The sequence below is a fragment of the Henriciella sp. AS95 genome, from assembly GCF_038900055.1.
In the GTDB taxonomy this organism is placed as follows: domain Bacteria; phylum Pseudomonadota; class Alphaproteobacteria; order Caulobacterales; family Hyphomonadaceae; genus Henriciella.
On record NZ_JBBMQM010000001.1, the window covers coordinates 2,208,976 to 2,225,961 of the forward strand.

Genomic DNA, 16,986 nt, shown 5'->3' on the forward strand with positions numbered 1-16,986 from the left:
CTTTGACCAAGCGTTTGACGATCATGGGAGCGACGGGATCGGTAGGTCGGTCAGCACTTTCCGTCGTCCGGCATGCCAATGATACGGCGGCTGACCCAGCCTTTGCGATCGAAGCGCTTACGGCCAACACCGATTGCGAGGGCCTGGCGACGCTCGCGATCGAATACAATGCAAGGCGTGCCGTCATTGCGGATCCCGCGCAGTACGCGACGCTTAAAGAGAGACTGTCGGGGACCGGCATCGAGGCGATGAGCGGTTCGGACGCGCTCGCCGATGTGGCGCAGTTGCCTGTGGATCGGGTGCTCGCGGCAATCGTTGGTATTGCGGGGCTGAAATCGACCTATGCGGCGCTTGCGGCCGGCAACAGCGTTGCCTTGGCGAACAAGGAAAGCATGGTCTGCGCCGGGCCGCTCTTGTCGGCGCTTTCGCGCAAGAATGGTGCGGCCATCGTGCCTACGGATTCCGAACATAATGCTATTTTTCAGGTGCTCGAGCGCCCGGAAGACGTTGAGCGCCTCATTCTGACGGCATCGGGCGGACCTTTCCTCGCGACGCCGCGAACCAAACTGGCGAATGTGACGCCCGATCAGGCTTGTGCGCATCCGAACTGGTCGATGGGGCGCAAGATATCCGTAGATAGTGCGTCATTCATGAACAAGGCTCTGGAGCTCATAGAGGCGTCGTACCTCTTTGACTTCCCGGAAGCGCGGATCGACGTTCTGGTGCATCCTCAGTCGATCATTCATTCGCTTGTCGCATATCGAGACGGATCAACGCTTGCTCAGCTTGGTACGCCAGACATGCAAACGCCGATTGCTCATGCGTTGAGCTGGCCGGATCGGCGCACGGCGACCAACGTCAAGCGTCTCAATCTTCTCGACATTAGTCAGCTAAGCTTCCAGGCGGTGGACGATGAGCGGTTTCCAGCTATCCGGCTGGCCCGGCAAGCCTTGAATGTCGGCCCGTCGGCCAGCATCATGATGAATTGCGCCAATGAAGTCGCTGTCGCTGCGTTTCTGGCGGGCCAATGCCGATTTACCGACATAAGTTCAGTTGTGGAAGAAGCACTTGGTCTGGATATTGCGCAGACGACTGGTTCAGGCGAAGAATTCAGCCTGTCCGATGTCATTGCGCTGGATCAGGAAGGCCGGCATCGGTGTCATGAATTGATTGAGGGCCTGAACGCCCGATCGAGGAGCGAAGCGCAATGATGGAAATGTTGAGCCAAGGCCCGATATTCTTGATCAGCCTCATTTTCATGATGGGCATCGTCGTCGTTGTTCATGAGTATGGCCATTACCTCGCAGGTCGTTTTTTCGGAGCTGCTGCTGAGTCATTTTCGGTCGGCTTTGGCAAACCGATTTTCGAGCGCAAGGACAAGCGCGGCACACGTTGGCGGGTGAACTGGATACCGCTTGGCGGATTCGTCAAATTTGTCGGTGAGAGCCAGCTGCCAGGTGACGTTGGCAAAGTTGAGCAGGGCCCGGTCGGCAAACCATTCCACGAAGTGAGTGTGCTGGGGCGGACCATTATTGCCGCCGCTGGACCGGCGGCCAATTTCCTTCTGGCGGCCATTATCTTCGCTGCATTCTTCTGGGCCAATGGGACCTATGAATCGCGCATCGGGGTTGGCAGCGTTATTGAGGATGGTGCCGCCGCAGAGGCGGGAATCGAGCCGGGTGATGTCTTCGTATCGCTGGATGGAAAGCCGGTTACCGGTCCTGGCCAGTTGCAAATGATCGTTTCGATGTCGAGCGGCACGGCTCTTCCTGTCACAGTTGAACGCGGCGCGGACACAGTTGACCTGACGGTGACACCAAAGCGTCAGCTGCGGGAGAACGCGGTTGGCCAGATGCAGCAGCTTGGAACGATCGGTGTCACGCTGCAACAAGTCTCCGATGGCGCGCATCACATAACCTACAATCCTGCGGAAGCGCTGGCGAAGGGCGGCACCCAGACATGGTCAACGCTCGTCATGACGACTGACATGATCGGGCGCATGGTGACAGGCAAGGAAGCGTTGAGCTCTCTAAGCGGGCCTGTGGCGATTGGCGATGTCAGCCGACGGATCGTGAATCAGACGATGGGCAATGATCGCGTGCCGTTCTGGCAGCGGGTCGAATCGCTATTTTGGAGCATGCTGACCATCTGCGCGGCCGTGTCTGTAGGAATTGGTTTCTTTAATTTACTTCCATTTCCTGTTCTCGACGGTGGCCACATCGTTTTCAATTGCTATGAAGCCATAGCCGGAAAACCTCTTCCGGCGCGTATCCAGGAGGGTGCTCTGATGGCAGGAATGGTCTTATTGCTGGGAATGTTCGTGTTTATCACGTGGGGCGATGTACTGGAAACAGGACTGTTCAACTCCGCCCAAGGCTGATAGCCGATCTTCAAAGTAATTCGAGAGTACCCAAATGCGATCAGTATTCGCCGTGTCCATGATGAGTCTCGCAGCTGCCCTTGGTTCGACCTTGGCACCGGGTTCAGCGCCAACTGCAAACGCACAGGACGTGCAACCAGGCGAAACGATCCGCTCCATCCTGGTTGAAGGCAATCAGCGCATCGAAGACCGGACGGTGCAGTCTTATCTGCTCGTCGAGCCGGGTGATCCGTTTGACTCCGAGCGTATCGATCTCTCGCTGAAGACGCTCTTTGCAACAGGTCTGTTCGCCGACGCCTCTTTTGAGAAGTCCGGCCCGGATCTCATTGTGCGCGTCGTTGAGAACCCGATTATTAACCGCGTTATTTTTGAAGGTAACCGCGCGCTGGATGACGACAAGCTGCGCGAAGAAATTCAGGTCGCGCCGCGCGGCATCTTCACGGCGGCGCGGGTTCAGGCCGACGTTCAGCGGATACTCGAACTCTATCGCCAGTCTGGTCGTTTTGCCGTTACCGTTGAGCCGCAGTACAAGCCGCTTGAACAGAACCGCGTCGATCTCGTGTTCGTCATGAATGAAGGTCCGGTCACCGGTGTGCGGGCGATCAACTTCATCGGCAACGAAGAATATTCGGACCGTCGGCTGCGCAGCGAAATCGTCACGCGCCAATCGCGTTGGTGGCGGTTTTTCAGCTCCAACGACAACTACGATCCCGGCCGCCTGGAATATGACCGTGAATTGCTGCGCCAATTCTACCAGAACAATGGTTATTACGATTTTCGTGTCGTGTCCGCGGTCGCCGACCTGACGCCAGATCAGGAAGACTTCTACATCACCTATACGGTGGAGGAGGGCGACCAGTACAACCTTGGTGACATCAAGGTGGAAACGGAACTGGACAAGCTTAACGCTGACGCTCTGCGCGCAACCCTCTCCATGAAAAAGGGTGATCTATTCCGAGGCGACCAGATTGAGAATTCGATCGATACGTTGACTTATGCGGCCGGTATCGCGGGTTACGCCTTTGTCGACATCACGCCTGATCTCCGACCGAACCCGGATACGAATACGGTCGATGTCACCTTCGGAATTGACGAGGGACCGCGTGTCTACGTTGAACGGATCAACATCGTTGGCAATACACGGACGCTCGACCGGGTCATCCGGCGCGAGCTGCGCGTTTCGGAAGGAGATGCGTTCAACCGCGTGCTTCTTGACCGTTCGCGTAACCGCGTTCGTGCGCTGGGATACTTCAAGGAAGTCGAGATCACCGAGAATCCTGGTTCCAAGCCGGACCGGACTGTTGTCGATGTCGCGGTACAGGAGCAACCAACGGGCGAGTTGTCTTTCGCGGCGGGTTACTCCTCTGTTGATGCCTTCCTCTTCGACGTGAGTGTCTCGGAGCGAAATCTTCGCGGTCGTGGCCAGTCGGTTATCGCGCGGGTTTCGGCCTCGCAGCGCCAACAATATGTCGATTTGCGTTTCCGGGAGCCCCGCTTTCTGGATCGTAATCTCGCAGCGGGTATCGACATCTTCTCGTCCCGTTCGGATTTCGGGGATATCGGGCTCGGTGGTTTTACGTCGGATACAGTTGGTGCCGGGTTTAACCTCGGCTTCCCTCTGACCGAGAACACAAATCTGGGGCTCAGATATCGTCTTCAATCGGACTCACTGGACCTTAATCTTGGTCAAGTGGTCATCAATCCGGACGGTTCGCGGACCGTAATTACGGTCGAAAATGATAACGGCACGCCCGACGATCCAAGTGACGACACATCGTTTGACCGTATAGCCTTCCCGTCGGACGGTGATTTGCTTCCGGCCGATGCGCTCATCGTGGAATCGTGTTCGCCGCTCTACCTGGCGCGCGATTTTGCTGCCTGTCGTCAGGAGCGGTCGGAAATATCTTCGATTGTGGGATATACCTTCAATTGGGACCGTCGAAATGACCCCATTGAGCCGACGGGCGGCTTTGACATGTCATTCAGCCAGGATGTGGCCGGCCTTGGCGGCGATGTCCAATACCTTCGCACAGAAGCGTCTGCAGCGACCTATAAGGGCGTGTTCAAGGGTGTACGTGCGAGCGTCCGCCTCTCAGGTGGTTACATCATGCCGTTTAACGAAGACGACGGCATCCGTATCAACAACCGGTTCTTCCGGGGCGGCAGTTCATTCCGCGGCTTTGACGTCGCGGGTCTCGGGCCACGGGAAATCTTCCGTACGGTGGACGCAGATGGCAATACGGTTGGTTTGAGACGGGGCCGGGCCCTCGGCGGCAAGGCCTACTATCAGGGCACAGCGGAACTGACATTGCCGAACTTCCTGCCCGAGGAATATGGTATTGATACTGCGTTGTTTGTGGAGGCTGGTTCAGTGGGACGTCTCGACGATATCGATGTCAGAGAACCGTCCGCGTTTGTGAACAATGACGGCACTGCCACAGCGCAACTCTACAAGTACGGCATGGGGCTTCGTGCCTCTGCAGGTCTTTCAGTGGGCTGGGACTCACCCTTCGGACCGATCCGGTTTGATTTCTCACACATCCTCCGCAAGGAGGAATACGACAGAACCGAGACATTCCGGTTCAGCACGTCGACACGATTCTAAAGTTCTCAGGAGGAACGAATGAAACTCTTTAAAGCCGCAATGGCTTCACTTGCGATGCTTGTTTCGGGCGCAGCGGTCACGGCACCAGTTGCGGTGGCTCAAGGTACCAACGTCATTGTTATCGACCAGGCAAAGATCATGCGTGACAGCGCAGGTGGCAAAGACATCATCAGCAAGGTGAACGGCATCGAGACCACGATGCAGAATGAACTGAAGCCAACCGCTGAAAGCATCGCTGCTGAAGGTCAGGCGCTTGAGGCGAAGACCGCCAATATGACAATGGAAGCGATTAGCGCCGATGCAGCGCTTCGCGCCGAAGTCGAGGCCTATGCCCGCAAGGCGCAAGATTTTAATCGTAAGCGCCAGATCGCTGCAGCGGAACTTCAAGCCACAGAGCGCAAGGCTTGGGGCGACTTTTTCACTGCGATGCAGCCTGTTCTTCAGGAAGTGGTGACAGAAAAGGGCGCCGACGTCATGCTTGACCGCTCTGACGCTGTTTGGGCTGGCGCATCTGTCGATGCGACAGATCTCGTCATCTCGAAAATGAATGCAAAACTGCCAACGGTAAATGTGGTTCGTCAGAAGATGCCGACCCAGCCGCAACAGCAGTAAAGACTGATGGCGGTCGATAGCCGGTTCTACGACCATATTGGTCCGATCTCGCTCGCCGAAATCGCCTCGCTGACTGGCGCTAAGTTTGAAGGTGACGGCGACGTCCTGATACAGGACGTCGCCGCATCGCATTCTGCAGGGCCATCCGAGGTTTCCTACTATGAAGGGTCGAAGGCCCCGACCCCATCCGATGTCAGCCCGAATGCGCAAGCGTGTTTCGTTGTTGAGAAGTTTGCGGATGCGCTACCACCCGGCGTGGCCCCGCTCATTGTGCCGCTTCCGCGCTATGCGCATTATGTGGCTGCCCATTCACTCATTCGGTATCGAAACTGGTTTGATACGGGGCCAGATGATGGAGCGGCAAGCATCCATGAATCTGCGCGCGTTCATTCGACTGCGGTGATCGGTGCAGGGGCCGCGATCGGTGACCGCACAGTGGTCGGTCCTCACGCGGTGATTGGGCCGGGCGTCCAGGTGGGGCGCGATTGCCAGATCGGAGCGAATGCGAGCGTGCAGAGTGCGCTGGTAGGCAATTCTGTAAAAATCTACTCCGGGGCACGGATCGGTGAGAGCGGATTCGGCGTCATGCCGGGCCCGGATGGAGCGACCGATGCGCCTCAGTTTGGAAGAGTGATCCTGCAGGACTTCGTGACCGTTGGCGCAAATTCATGCATTGATCGTGGTGCGTTCGATGACACGATCCTTGGCGAACATACCAAGATCGACAATCTATGCCAGATCGCACACAACGTCGTGGTGGGGCGCAATGTCTTGATGGCATCCTTTGCAGGCATCTCTGGCACGGTCACGATCGGTGACGGTGTGATGCTCGGGGGGCGCGTCGGTATTGCCGATCATGTAGTCGTTGGGGAAGGCGCCCAGATCGCGGCTTCTGCCGGAGTGTTCAGGGAAATACCCGCCGGAGAAACCTGGGGTGGGATACCGGCGAAGCCCTTGCGTCAATGGATGAAAGAAGTCGCCTGGCTCAATCGCCAAATCGAAGTGAGTAAAAAGAAGTGACACAAGCAAACATTCATCCGACGGCGATTGTGGAAGACGGCGCGCAACTTGGCCAAGGCGTGACGATCGGTGCTTTCGCTTATGTAGGGCCGAAGGTCACCCTCGCTGACGGCTGTCACATTCATGAACGCGCGACAGTGATGGGTCAGACAGAACTTGGCGCTGATGTTGAGGTTTACCCAGGGGCGGTTATTGGCTGCGCCCCGCAAATACTCGGTTTCAAGGATGACGGCACATCTCGTGTCACGATCGGCGCCCGAACCATTCTGCGTGAGAATGTGACGGTGCATGGAGGGTCTCCAGCGCATGGAGGACTGACATCGGTTGGCGAAGACTGTCTTCTCATGGTGAATTCACACATCGCTCATGACTGTCATGTCGGCAATAAGTGCGTCTTTGCAAACGGCGTTCAGGTCGGCGGTCACATCGTTATTGGTGATCAGGTCTGGATGGGAGGCTTGGCGGCAATCCACCAGTTCTGCAGGATCGGCCGGCATTCTTTTGTTGGGGGTGGCGCAATCGTTGTTGCTGATGTCATTCCGTATGGCTCGGTTATCGGAAACCATGCTCATCTCGCCGGCTTGAACATTGTCGGCATGAAACGGCGTGGATTCAGCCGCAAATCGATCCACGATCTTCGCGCAGCTTATCGCATGCTGTTTGCCAAGGAAGGCACATTCAGTGAGCGCGTTACCGACGCTGAAGAAACTTACGGCGATTGCCCTGAACTCGTTGAGGTGATTGAGTTTATCAGGTCCGGCAAGAGCCGATCCTTGTGTTTGCCGGAGTAATCAACCAATGGCAAAACTAGGTATAATCGCCGGACTGGGTGATTTGCCGGTCAGCATAGCGCAGGCGCGTGTCGCCGACGGCGATGAAGTATACATCCTGAAACTCGCGGGCTTCGAAGAACCTCGCCTCGCAGAGTTTCCTGGTGAAACGGTCGGCATTGGTCAGATCGGCAAGGCGATCAAACGCTTCAGAGCAGCCAATTGCAGCGAAATTGTTTTTGCCGGGATCGTGAAACGCCCGAATTTCAAAGATATCAAACTGGACCTGAGGGGCGCCCGGTTGCTGCCCAAGGTGCTCAAGGCAGCCCGGCACGGAGATGATGCGCTATTGCGGGTCATCGTAGATGAGCTGGAAACCGAAGGCTTCAAGATTATCGCGGCGGAAGATGCTGCATCCGATTTGAAGGCGGGCTCCGGCCTCCTGTTCGGCCCGCCCCCTTCGGACGATGCGTTTGCGGATATGCAAAAGGCCGCACACATTGCCGCTGAAATCGGGCGCTTGGATATTGGCCAGGGAGCCGTCGTCTGCGATGGGCTGATTTTGGCAGTTGAAGCGCAGGAAGGCACCGACAGGATGTTGCAGAGGGTCGCTGATCTGGAGCCCGAGCTGAGGGGCAGCTCTCGCGAACCGAAAGGCGTCCTGGTCAAACGACCCAAGCCAATTCAGGAGCGTCGCATCGACTTGCCGACGATTGGCCCGGCAACTGTTCAGAAGGCGGTCGAGGCCGGGTTGGTCGGAATTGGGGTCGAAGAAGGCGGGGCTTTGCTGCTGAACCGCGCTGACATTGAAGCGCTGTGTAAGCAACACGGCGTATTCGTGTACGGCTTCACGCCCGCATGGGATTGAGGCCCAGCATGACGAAAGTTTTCATCGTAGCGGCTGAAGCCTCCGGAGACCTGCTAGCCGCTGAAATAATTGATGAAATCCGCAAGAACGCCCCTGACACCGTGATCCGCGGGATCGGGAAGGAAGATATGGCGGCCCGAGGGGTTCGCTCCGAGATCGATGTGTCGGAGCTGTCGGTCATTGGCCTGATTGAGGGCCTGAAAGTTTACAAAAAAGTAGTAGCGCTGGCTGATCAGGCCGCCGATGAAATTTTGTCCTTCGCGCCCGATATTCTCGTCCTGGTGGATTCATGGGGCTTTACCCTTCGCGTAGCACAGCGGATCAAGGCCCGGGCACCCTATACAAAGATCGTCAAAGTCGTGGGCCCTCAGGTTTGGGCAACGCGCGCAGGTCGAGCAAAAACGCTCGCTGGCGTTGTTGATCACCTCGTTTGCATCCACGCCATGGAGGTGCCGTACTATGAGCCCTTTGGCCTGCCGGTAACGGTGATGGGTAATCCCGCGCTTTCCCGGGGATATGAAGGGTTCAGGAAGAGGGGCAGGGAGGCCTTGCAGATTGCGCCAGACGCTGACGTTTTACTCGTGCTTCCTGGCAGCCGTCCCAGCGAAATTAAAAATGTAGCGCCGGAGCTGGTTGAGGCTGCGCGAGAGGTCAAAAAACGAAGACCAGAGACTGAAATTGTCATCCATCCTGCAGCCTCTGTTCGCCGTGAGTTTGAGGCGAGTTTTCCAAATGTGGGTACGTGGTCCAAAGTAAGCCCGGGTTCCATTGACCGGTTCGATGTCATGGCTTCGGCAGATTATGCGCTAGCCTGTTCCGGTACGGTCACAAGCGAACTCGCCATGCAGTCCATCCCATTTCTCGTGGGGTATAAGACAGGCTGGGTCACGTGGGCTCTGGCGCGCGGATTTCTGTTCAAGCCCAAGCATGTCACACTTCTCAATGTGGCCGCAGATGACACCGAGATTGCGCCGGAATTTGTCCAGACCACATTTGATGCCAAATTGATGGCCGACATCGCTGAGCAAATGCTGGATGACCCCAAGGCCCGGGCCGCTCAGGTGGAGGCACAAAACAAAGCCCTCTCCCGAATGGGAGAGGGCGATAAGAATTCAGCTGAGATTGCGGCGGACGCAATCCTGTCGCTGGCTTGATCAGCTGCGCTGCGAAACCGGCACGAAATCACGCATGGCTTCGCCGGTGTAGATCTGGCGAGGACGGCCAATACGCTGCGTCGGATCGTCCAGCATTTCGTTCAGTTGCGATACCCAACCAACGGTCCGGGCCAGTGCGAAGAGCACGGTGAACATTTCGGTTGGGAAGCCCATCGCATCGAGGATGATGCCTGAGTAGAAATCGACGTTCGGATAGAGTTTCTTCTGGACGAAGTAGTCGTCTTCCAGCGCAATTTTCTCGAGCTCCATGGCGACCTTCAGAACCGGCGTATCGCGCACGCCGAGTTCATCCAGTACCTCATGAGCGGTCTGTTGCATCACTTTCGCGCGTGGATCGTAATTCTTGTAGACGCGGTGACCAAAGCCCATCAGGCGGAACGGGTCATCCTTGTCTTTGGCGCGTTCGATGAATTCCGGAATGCGATCAATGGTGCCGATTTCATGAAGCATATTGAGGCAAGCTTCATTCGCGCCGCCATGGCTCGGCCCCCAGAGACAAGCAACACCCGCCGCTACGGCCGCATATGGATGCGCGCCTGACGAGCCCGCAAGGCGCACAGTCGACGTGGAAGCGTTTTGCTCGTGATCCGCATGGAGGATGAAGAAGCGATCCATCGCTTTGGAGAGTGTGGAGCTGATCTTGTAGTCCTCAGCCGGAACCGAGAAACACATGCGCAGGAAGTTCTCCGCGTACGACAACTCATTGAGCGGATTCACGAAAGGCTGGCCGATCGAGTATTTATAAACGCGTGCGGCGAGCGTCGGCATCTTTGCGATCAGTCTAATTGACGCGAGACGGCGCTCTTCCGGGTCTGCGCTGTCCATCGAGCTTGGATAGAAAGCAGAAAGTGCGCCGACCGTACCGGTCAGCATCGCCATCGGGTGGCTATCTCGGCGGAAACCCTCGAAGAAGCGATCCATCTGCGTATGGAGCAGGGTGTGCTCGGTTATTTCACGCGCAAATGTCTTGAATTCGGCCTGATTAGGCAGCTTGCCATTGAGCAGAAGATAGCAGACTTCGAGATAGCCAGATTGGCCGGCAAGCTGATCGATGGGGTATCCGCGATGGAGCAGAATGCCCTCATTACCATCGATGAATGTGATCTGTGACTCGCAGCTGGCCGTCGAGGTGAAGCCAGGGTCCAGAGTAAATACGCCCGCCTGCTTGTAGAGGCTATTGATGTCGACGACATTCGGGCCGTGTGTGCCGCTTAGAACAGGTAGGTCGTAGGTCTTGCCTTCGAGCTCAAATTTCGCGGTGCCCGCCGGCTTTGTCTTGTTTTCCATATCAGCCCTCTTTTTCCTTCGTTACTCGTCCTGCGCTTCAGATGAAGCGAGGTGAAAATCTATCCGTGCGATCGTCTCGTCGCGACCCAACCAGGCCATGACGGGAGCGAGGTCCGGTGCAGGTAATCCGCCCGTCAGTGCGGCGCGGATCGGCGGTCCGATCTGACCAAACGAGAGGTCATTCTGATCGCAATAAGACGTCAGCAATTGCTGCAATGCGGTATCGCTCCATTCCGTAGCATTGGCAATGACTTCCCGCAATCGAGCGAGATGTTCGAGGCGGTCACCTGACAGGGCTTTTCTCGCCTTCTTGTTCAGATTGTCGGCGTTTGCGGTCCAGAAGAACCTGAAAGCTTCGGCCAGCTCGGGTAAGGTGGAACCCCGGTCCTTCATCGTTGGAAGCGCTGTCTGGATCTTGTCCTGTACCGCGGCAGTTAGCGCATCCCCGGCAAGTTGTTTTAACCATGGCTTTAACAATGCAAACAGACGATCATTGTCGCATGCCCGGATAAAGTGGGCGTTCACATCATTGAGCTTTGCGAGATCAAGACGTGCCGGTGACTTATTGATTGCCTCAAGGGAGAAGACCTCGGCGGCTTCGTCCAGTGTGAAGATTTCCTGGTCGCCGTGACTCCACCCAAGTCGCAGGAGGTATGCGTTCATCGCTTCGGGCAAATAGCCCATATCGCGATAGGCTGTCGTGCTGAGAGCGCCGTGGCGCTTGGACAGCTTGGCGCCGTCATCGCCGTGGATCATGGGTACGTGCGCGAAGATCGGCACATCCCAATTCATTGCCTGGTAGATTGGCACCTGGCGAAACGTGTTGCGGAGGTGATCGTCGCCCCGGATCACATGCGTAACGCCCATATCATGGTCGTCCACCACGACAGCAAGCATATAGGTTGGAGAGCCATCAGCGCGAAGAAGAACAAGATCGTCGATTTCCTTGGCCTGGATGCTTATGTCGCCCTGGACCTTGTCGGCCACAGCGATTTCTCCGTCATCTGGCGCGCGCAATCGAACGGTTGAGGGGACATTCGCATCTTTGGGCGCAGAGCCATCGCGATACGGCGATCTGAACGGCGCGAGCAATTCGTTGGCTTTGGCCAGTCTGGCGTTCTTTTCCGCCTCGCTAATTCCCTCTTCTTTGGCGCTGGCGCGGGCTGCCTCGCCCGTTTCGCGGCGCTGCTGAAGCTCTTCGGGCGTGACGTAACACCGGAATGCCTTGCCCGCCGCTATCATCTGTTCCGCGCATTCAACATGACGATCAGCACGCTCTGCCTGAAAGACTGGCTCTTCACCGGCTTCGAGTCCCAACCAGCTCATTCCGTCAAGGATGGCATCTACTGCTTCCTGCGTGGACCGTGCCTTGTCGGTATCTTCAATGCGCAGAAGAAACTTTCCCTGGTTGCGGCGCGCAAACAAGTAGTTGAAAAGGGCAGTGCGGGCGCCGCCAATGTGCAGCATTCCGGTTGGGGAGGGGGCAAAACGGGTAATCGTCGTCATACGTCAGACTTTGGGTCGCTAGTTCAGGGTTCCAAACAGTTTGAGGGCCATCAACACGCTCCGGTGGCTTCAAGCAAGGGGCATACTGATCTAGGGCAGGAGGCGGACGAGAACCGAATCCAGGCACGCCGAATTCTGAAGGGACCCGTCTACTTCGCACTCGGCATGTGTGCCGGGGCAGCGGCATACTTCTCGCTTCCTTTTGAGCCCCAGCTACTCATGATTGGTTTCGGCTTTGCCGGTGTGACTGTCCTGGCGACGGTCCTGCGCCGGTTGCAATTGCCGAATTTCGTTCAGTTGATCGTTATCCTGGCGGTCGGAGCCGTGTCGGGTATGCTCGCTGGCAAAGTGCAGACCGAGTGGCGCTCGTCTCCTGTGATCAGTCGGACGATCGGGCCGACAATGATCGAAGGGTGGGTTGCTGACGTTGAGCCGGGATCGAACGGCGTCCGCTTGCGCATTGATGTGACAGCAATTGGCGGCGAGGTGAGCGCTGATCTGCCGCACCAGGTTCGCATGACCCACGCGCTGTCATTGAACGTCGAACCCGGGCGTTTTGTAAGATGCTGGGGCGTGCTGCGCCCACCGCCACAACCCGCCATTGCCGGTGATTATGATTTTAGCCGCCAAGCCTATTTCGATGGTCTTGGCGCGGTTGGTTATGTGCAAGGGCGATGCAGAGCCGGCGCACTGAGTGGTGTCCGGCACGGTTTTGATGGGTTGTCCAGCCAGGTCGCGCAATGGCGGCGGGCGCTTGCCAAACATGTCGTGGCGAGGGCGGCTACCGACGCGGGTGGATTTGCTGCGGCTCTGACGTCTGGGGATCGCAGCTTTATGCCATCAGAGGATGTCGAGGCGCTGAGGAAGTCGGGACTGGCGCACCTTCTGGCTATTTCGGGGCTTCATCTCGGCCTTGTCGGAGGGTTGGTTTACTTTACTTTCCGCCGGGGCCTGTCGCTGTGGGAGTGGTTGGCTGTCCGGTTTCCGGTTCAGAAGATCGCTGCATTCGCAGCGATTGTGGCAACCGCAGCGTATCTGGTGTTGTCCGGAGCGAGCATCTCGACCCAGCGCGCTTTTATCATGGCAGCGGTGTTCTTTGGAGCAATCGTACTGGATCGCTCGCCCCTCAGTCTGAGGTCATTTGCGATTGCGATGATCCTTGTGCTCATTCTTGAGCCGCAAAGTGTCATGTCACCTGGTTTTCAAATGTCATTTGCGGCCACCGGAGGTCTGATCGCGAGCTTCGAAGCCTGGACGAGGTATCGCCGCGATCGCGGTCAGTTTGGCGGAGGAATCGGCATGGTGGTGAAGTCGCTTGTGCTGACATCCGTTGTGGGGGCTGCTGCCACGGCACCGTTTGCACTTTACCATTTTGACCGACTTGCGCCTTTGGGGCTTGCGGCAAATTTGCTGGCGATGCCTATTTTCACGTTTGTGAGTGCGCCGGCTGCAGGTTTGGCATTGCTGACCTGGCCCCTTGGTTTGTCTGACATCTTCCTGAGTGTTTTCGGGTGGTCCCTTGAGCGCATTCAGGACATCGCGGCCTGGGCTGCGGCGGGTGGTGGAGACGGCTTCCAGCTCGGCCGCGCAATGCCAGACATTACGTTCCTCTGCCTCGTCGTCGCGATTGCCCTCGCCTGCTTGATGGATGGAGTGATCAGGAAATCCGTCGCGGTCGGGATTACTGCTGTCTCGGCGTTTCTGGCTTTTGTTTATTCACCGATCCAGATCCTGCACATTTCAGCGTCAGGCGATGTGTTTGTCACCGAGGATAAGGATGTGGTTCAAAGAATGAAATTGACGGATGGAGATGGGTTGCCGCCTCTTCGATACGCCGACCTGGAACCGGCGGGCGATTGTTCGGGGCAAGCGTGCATGCTGAACACCAAGCTCGGGCCCATTCTGATCAGCGGTCAAGCGATATCGCAATCGGATTGTGAAGCCGTGCGCGTGGTCGTTACCACGTCCCCAATCAGCCAGACATGTATCTCCGACGGCGTTCTTTCGTTTACGGCAGTAGATGCACCAGTGTCGGTCTACCGATCCGCACTCGGGAAAATTTCAATACGAAAGCCCCGATGCGGTCGACGTCCCTGGTCGCCGTGCCTTCAATAGCCGGAAATGCCGACTAGTCGTACCGGCGAACCAGCGCAACGAGCTTGCCCTGGATGCGCACACGATCAGGGCCGAAAATCCGCGTTTCATAGGCGGTGTTCGCCGCTTCCAGCGCAATCGAAGCGCCTTTCTTGCGCAGACGCTTCAGCGTTGCTTCTTCCTCATCTATCAAGGCCACGACAATATCGCCGCTATGAGCGTCATCGGTGCGCTTCAAAATAACGAGGTCGCCATCGTGGATGCCGGCGTCGATCATGGAGTCGCCTTTGACTTCCAGAGCGAAGTGATCATCGCCCTCCGGCAAATCATCTGGCGGCCGGATGCGAGAGGTTTCATGCTGAATTGCCTCAATCGGCACACCCGCAGCAATGCGGCCAAGAACGGGAATCGTATGATCGGCAAGCCTCGGCGCTGCACTTCCGACAACACTTGGACGAAAGACCTGGCGGCCTCGTGGAGGCGCGGACGGGGTTGCTGAATCAGGAAGCTTCAGGACCTCCAGAGCGCGGGCACGGTTGGCCAGTCTCTTGATAAAGCCCCGTTCCTCCAGCGCGGTAATCAGGCGGTGAATGCCGGACTTCGAGGCGAGGTTCAGGGCTTCTTTCATTTCGTCGAAAGACGGTGAAACGCCATCCTGTTTGATTCTCTCGTGAATAAAGAGAAGGAGCTCTTTCTGTTTGGTTGTCAGCACGATGGCTCTCCGAATCGACTAGAGTTGTTCACATATGTTCTACATGCGTTCTCGTTTCGGGTCAACTTGTGGAAGCGTTTCGCAGATTTTTGCAAGTTGTCACTCGATCATCTGACTTCATGAGGCTTTCCCCAATCAGGAAGCGTTGTGCCCCCGTGTCCTGCAGCCTTATGATGTGCTCCGGAGTCGAAATGCCGCTTTCGGAGATCAGTGTCTTTTCGGGGGCAAGTATGTGCGCCAACGTTTCAGTTGTCGAAAGGTCGGTGACCATCCGCTTGAGATCGCGATTGTTCACGCCAACAAGCGTGCAAGGCAGAGCATTCGCCCGATGAAGTTCTGCCTCATCATGAACTTCAACGATCGCATCCATTCCGAGGTCCGATGCCGCCCCCAGGAGGTCGTGAGCCAAGGCATCATCGACGGCCGACAGAATGACGAGGATGGCGTCTGCAGAGTAGGCACGGGCCTCGACAACCTGGATGACGTCTATGATGAATTCCTTGCGAAGGATGGGCAGCGCGACGGCTTGGTGGACCGCTGTCAGGTCGTCGAGCGAGCCTCCAAAACTCGGTCCATCCGTGAGGACAGACAGGCAAGCCGCGCCGCCTGTTTCATAGTCTTGTGCGACTTTGACCGGATCGGCGCCTGATTCGATGACGCCCGCCGATGGAGATTTGCGCTTCAACTCGCAGATCAGCGCATTTGCGCCTTCTGAAACTGTGTTCGCCAGCGCTTTTTCGAACCCTCGAGGGGCGTCAGCATCCTGGGCCGCCATCATGAAGTCATTGACGGAGCGGCTCGCCTTCAGCGTCGCCACTTCGCCCCGTTTATAGTCGATGATCCGATCAAGGGCAGTGGTCATTCAGATGCTATCCCATGGCTGATCGCGGCGAGCTTGTTCAGCGTCTTCAGCGCTTCGCCGTTGTCAATTGCCTCGGCGGCCTTCGTAGCGCCAGATTTCAGATCTTCCGACAAGCCCAGCACGTGCAGACCTGCGGCGGCGTTGAGCAAGACCATGTCCCGGAAGGGCCCATGTCGGCCCTCCAGCAAGTCTCGTATCGCAGCTGAATTCTGCTCTGGCGTTCCGCCTTCAAGCGCTCCCAATGGACTGGTTTCCAGCCCTGCATCGTCAGGTGTCACTGTCATGGATCTGAGGCCGTCGGGTGTGACTTCAACGACCTTGGATTTCCCCGAGATGGACAGTTCGTCGACGCCGTCCACGCCATGGACAACCCAGGCTTTTACGACGCCGAGCTTCTGCAGCGTCTCCGCCATTGGCATCAGCCACCTTGGTTCGTAAACGCCGAGAATATGATGCGTGGCATTGGCCGGGTTGGATAGCGGCCCAAGAAGGTTGAAAATCGTTCGAATGCCGAGCGTCGACCGGATGGGCGCGACATGGCGCATCGCGGAATGGTGGCTGCGGGCAAACAGGAAGCCGACGCCGGCATCTTCAATGGATTTTTCAAAACGCGCGTTTGGGATGTCCAGCTCAACGCCCAGCGCTTCTAAAACGTCGGCGGAGCCTGTCTTTGGGGGGACAGATCGATTGCCATGCTTGGCGACTCTTCCGCCAGCTGCTGCAATCACGATCGCGCTGGCCGTGGATGTATTGAGCGACGTCCAGGGAAGGCCGCCTGTTCCACATGTATCAAGCGTTGGTCCGGCGACATCGACCGTCCGTGCATGTTGGCGCATCACGCGGGCACCAGCATAGAGTTCAGTTGACGTTTCGCCCCGAACGGCGAGCCCCATCAGAAAAGCGCCGACCTGTTCCGGTGCAGCCTCGCCCGATAACAGCGTATTGAACGCCGCCTCCAGCGCGTCTGGCTGCAGCTCTTCGCTTCGAGCGAGTGCTTTGATGGAATCGGCAAGGGCAGAGACGGTCATTCGGACAAGAGCTCAACTATCAAGGCGTTGGGGTATTTTGGACAGTATCGCGAGATCCAATGCAAGG

General features: G+C 57.1%; 14 protein-coding genes. 9 read left to right on the forward strand and 5 right to left on the reverse strand.

Features of this window, described 5'->3' with window-relative positions:
- Positions 1 to 2: 2 nt before the first annotated feature.
- From dxr to WNY37_RS11030, 8 genes are read left to right on the forward strand one after another with little or no spacing between them, the layout of a single operon-like run.
- Positions 3 to 1,211: a 1-deoxy-D-xylulose-5-phosphate reductoisomerase gene (dxr, locus tag WNY37_RS10995; RefSeq protein ID WP_342973434.1), complete on the forward strand. Its 1,209-nt coding sequence runs from the start codon at positions 3 to 5 to the stop codon at positions 1,209 to 1,211.
- Between the two features lie 29 nt (positions 1,212 to 1,240).
- Complete coding sequence (locus WNY37_RS11000) at positions 1,241 to 2,380, forward strand: RIP metalloprotease (protein ID WP_342973435.1); 1,140 nt, start codon at positions 1,241 to 1,243, stop codon at positions 2,378 to 2,380.
- A gap of 34 nt (positions 2,381 to 2,414) precedes the next feature.
- A complete protein-coding gene (bamA, locus tag WNY37_RS11005) occupies positions 2,415 to 4,985 on the forward strand; it encodes an outer membrane protein assembly factor BamA (RefSeq protein WP_342973436.1) in 2,571 nt (856 codons plus the stop codon).
- Between the two features lie 18 nt (positions 4,986 to 5,003).
- On the forward strand, positions 5,004 to 5,597 hold the full coding sequence (locus WNY37_RS11010) for an OmpH family outer membrane protein (protein ID WP_342973437.1): 594 nt from the start codon (positions 5,004 to 5,006) through the stop codon (positions 5,595 to 5,597).
- A gap of 6 nt (positions 5,598 to 5,603) precedes the next feature.
- The gene (lpxD, locus tag WNY37_RS11015) at positions 5,604 to 6,617 is read left to right on the forward strand and encodes a UDP-3-O-(3-hydroxymyristoyl)glucosamine N-acyltransferase (RefSeq protein WP_342973438.1); all 1,014 of its coding nucleotides are present in this window, start codon (positions 5,604 to 5,606) and stop codon (positions 6,615 to 6,617) included.
- Positions 6,614 to 7,408: an acyl-ACP--UDP-N-acetylglucosamine O-acyltransferase gene (lpxA, locus tag WNY37_RS11020; RefSeq protein ID WP_342973439.1), complete on the forward strand. Its 795-nt coding sequence runs from the start codon at positions 6,614 to 6,616 to the stop codon at positions 7,406 to 7,408. The genes lpxD and lpxA overlap by 4 nt, the downstream gene beginning before the upstream one ends.
- A 7-nt stretch (positions 7,409 to 7,415) precedes the next feature.
- Positions 7,416 to 8,255 carry a UDP-2,3-diacylglucosamine diphosphatase LpxI gene (gene lpxI, locus WNY37_RS11025; protein WP_342973440.1) on the forward strand — a complete coding sequence of 280 codons (840 nt, stop codon included), beginning with the start codon at positions 7,416 to 7,418 and terminating at the stop codon, positions 8,253 to 8,255.
- Positions 8,256 to 8,263: 8 nt separating this feature from the next.
- Complete coding sequence (locus tag WNY37_RS11030) at positions 8,264 to 9,409, forward strand: lipid-A-disaccharide synthase (RefSeq protein ID WP_342973441.1); 1,146 nt, start codon at positions 8,264 to 8,266, stop codon at positions 9,407 to 9,409.
- Here the strand turns inward: WNY37_RS11030 and gltA are convergent, their stop codons facing one another.
- Both gltA and gltX read right to left on the reverse strand, forming a co-directional pair.
- Positions 9,410 to 10,717, reverse strand: a complete 1,308-nt coding sequence (gltA, locus tag WNY37_RS11035) for a citrate synthase (protein ID WP_342973442.1) — start codon at positions 10,715 to 10,717, stop codon at positions 9,410 to 9,412. It abuts the gene before it with no gap.
- A 21-nt stretch (positions 10,718 to 10,738) separates the two neighbouring features.
- Positions 10,739 to 12,223 carry a glutamate--tRNA ligase gene (gene gltX / locus WNY37_RS11040; RefSeq protein WP_342973443.1) on the reverse strand — a complete coding sequence of 495 codons (1,485 nt, stop codon included), beginning with the start codon at positions 12,221 to 12,223 and terminating at the stop codon, positions 10,739 to 10,741.
- Between the two features lie 219 nt (positions 12,224 to 12,442).
- On the opposite strand from gltX, the gene WNY37_RS11045 reads away from it, so the two are divergent.
- Entirely contained in the window at positions 12,443 to 14,338 is a 1,896-nt protein-coding gene (locus WNY37_RS11045) for a ComEC/Rec2 family competence protein (RefSeq protein WP_342973444.1), read from the forward strand.
- A gap of 13 nt (positions 14,339 to 14,351) precedes the next feature.
- Here WNY37_RS11045 and lexA read toward each other — a convergent pair whose 3' ends face one another.
- The 3 genes from lexA to trpD form a co-directional block, all read right to left on the reverse strand.
- Positions 14,352 to 15,029, reverse strand: a complete 678-nt coding sequence (lexA, locus tag WNY37_RS11050; RefSeq protein WP_342973445.1) for a transcriptional repressor LexA — start codon at positions 15,027 to 15,029, stop codon at positions 14,352 to 14,354.
- Positions 15,030 to 15,090: 61 nt separating this feature from the next.
- A complete protein-coding gene (gene trpC / locus WNY37_RS11055; RefSeq protein WP_342973446.1) occupies positions 15,091 to 15,891 on the reverse strand; it encodes an indole-3-glycerol phosphate synthase TrpC in 801 nt (266 codons plus the stop codon).
- Positions 15,888 to 16,919: an anthranilate phosphoribosyltransferase gene (trpD, locus tag WNY37_RS11060; RefSeq protein WP_342973447.1), complete on the reverse strand. Its 1,032-nt coding sequence runs from the start codon at positions 16,917 to 16,919 to the stop codon at positions 15,888 to 15,890. The genes trpC and trpD overlap by 4 nt, the downstream gene beginning before the upstream one ends.
- Positions 16,920 to 16,986 lie beyond the last annotated feature (67 nt).

Bases quoted from the DNA above. Each gene is read 5' to 3' on its own strand.
- bamA (WP_342973436.1), top strand. From the start codon at position 2,415: ATGCGATCAGTATTCGCCGTGTCCATGATGAGTCTCGCAGCTGCCCTT.
- WNY37_RS11010 (WP_342973437.1), top strand. From the start codon at position 5,004: ATGAAACTCTTTAAAGCCGCAATGGCTTCACTTGCGATGCTTGTTTCG.
- lpxD (WP_342973438.1), top strand. From the start codon at position 5,604: ATGGCGGTCGATAGCCGGTTCTACGACCATATTGGTCCGATCTCGCTC.
- lpxI (WP_342973440.1), top strand. From the start codon at position 7,416: ATGGCAAAACTAGGTATAATCGCCGGACTGGGTGATTTGCCGGTCAGC.
- WNY37_RS11030 (WP_342973441.1), top strand. From the start codon at position 8,264: ATGACGAAAGTTTTCATCGTAGCGGCTGAAGCCTCCGGAGACCTGCTA.
- gltA (WP_342973442.1), bottom strand. From the start codon at position 10,717: ATGGAAAACAAGACAAAGCCGGCGGGCACCGCGAAATTTGAGCTCGAA.
- gltX (WP_342973443.1), bottom strand. From the start codon at position 12,223: ATGACGACGATTACCCGTTTTGCCCCCTCCCCAACCGGAATGCTGCAC.
- WNY37_RS11045 (WP_342973444.1), top strand. From the start codon at position 12,443: ATGATTGGTTTCGGCTTTGCCGGTGTGACTGTCCTGGCGACGGTCCTG.
- trpC (WP_342973446.1), bottom strand. From the start codon at position 15,891: ATGACCACTGCCCTTGATCGGATCATCGACTATAAACGGGGCGAAGTG.
- trpD (WP_342973447.1), bottom strand. From the start codon at position 16,919: ATGACCGTCTCTGCCCTTGCCGATTCCATCAAAGCACTCGCTCGAAGC.